This is a genomic window from Phaeobacter sp. HF9A, assembly GCF_011806385.1.
In the GTDB taxonomy this organism is placed as follows: domain Bacteria; phylum Pseudomonadota; class Alphaproteobacteria; order Rhodobacterales; family Rhodobacteraceae; genus Epibacterium.
Genome location: NZ_JAATOX010000242.1, coordinates 1 through 1,496 on the forward strand (window position 1 = coordinate 1; position 1,496 = coordinate 1,496).

Genomic DNA, 1,496 nt, shown 5'->3' on the forward strand with positions numbered 1-1,496 from the left:
GACACATCCAATCCAATAAATAGCTTCATCCCGTCATCCTCCATCTGGGTTCAATACGGGAATGGCGACAGCGCGGTGCTGATCTGACAAGTGGCAACGGTCGTGCGTGACGCAGGCCCCGTTACAGCATCTCATACTCGATAGATGACAGTTGCTACGAGAGCGAGTGTTGAGAGGACGGGCACCGGTCAAAGTGGTTTACCAGGCGCCGCCAATCCTTGAGCCCGGTTGAACATGATCTCGATCCGCTTGCGCCGTTTGGCATACATACACAGCATACAAAGTTAAGGCATGTTGGACTCGTTCCCGACCTTCGTGGCGCTCACCAGGAAGGTCGGGTTTGGGCCGAGGCTGCGTGGAAGCGTCGACCGAGCGTCCAAGTTCAGTGCCTACTTTTTGATGCCTGGCCAACGATACACGCCGCAGCTGCGTCCTCTTGATCACGCTACCCACATCTCGGGTAGCGTGATGTCTGTCCGATTGCCTTGGCCGAGGGTTGCTTGATCGGTGTCAGCTAAAGGTCACGGTGCAAGGCTATTACCAACATACGGTCGGAGAACTTATCCCAAATTGACCTGCTCCCCAGAAAAGTCCTCGATTTGAGGTTAGCCTGTTCTCCAACCGAGGAGACAGACGATGAAGAGAAGCCGTTTCAGCGAAGAACAGATCATTGGCATTCTGAAAGAGCATCAGACCGGGTTGAGCGCAAAGGATCTGTGCCGCAAGCATGGGATCAGCGATGCGACCTTTTACAAGTGGCGATCCAAGTACGGCGGCATGGACGTGTCGGATGCGCGGCGGCTGAAGACGCTGGAAGCTGAGAACGCTAAGCTAAAGAAGATGCTGGCCGAGCAGATGATGGACGTGGCGACGCTGAAAAGAGATGCTCGGAAAAAACTTCTGAGGCCCGGTTCGAGGAGGAAAGCGGTGGACTGGGCCATGAAGGAGAAGAGCGACACGCAGCGGCGTGCCTGTTCGCTCGCGGGGATCGATCCGCGTGTCTATCGGCGCAAATCAAAGCGTCCGGCTGACACGGAACTGCGTGCCAGGATGAAGGAACGGTCGTACGAGCGGCGACGGTTCGGATATCGCCGTCTGCATATCCTGCTGAAGCGAGAAGGCTGGGAGGTGACCTGAAAGAAGCTGTACCGGCTCTACCGCGAAGAAGGGTTAGCGGTTCGGAAACGGGGCGGGCGCAAGCGCACTGTGGTCACCAGGACGCCAATGACGATCCCGCAAGGCCCGAACCAGCGCTGGTCGCTCGACTTCATGTCGGATGCGCTGGAGGATGGCCGCAGGTTCCGTGTGCTGAATGTCATCGACGACTGTAGCCGGGACTGCCTGGCCGCCGTCGTGGACACATCCATTGGCGGCGCACGTGTCGCCCGCGAACTGGATCGGATCGCCGAGTTGCGCGGTTACCGTGGCGGCGCGGGTCCGCTGAACCTGCTGATCGACAGCACCGGTATCAAGGCTGAGGGCGAAGGTGAGTGGAA

The 1,496-nt window shown here is 58.2% G+C and carries 1 pseudogene; it reads left to right on the forward strand.

The window, feature by feature from the left end:
• Positions 1-636: 636 nt before the first annotated feature.
• Positions 637-1,422, forward strand: a pseudogene (locus HCZ87_RS20675) (IS3 family transposase); the annotation flags it as partial.
• Between the last annotated feature and the right edge of the window lie 74 nt (positions 1,423-1,496).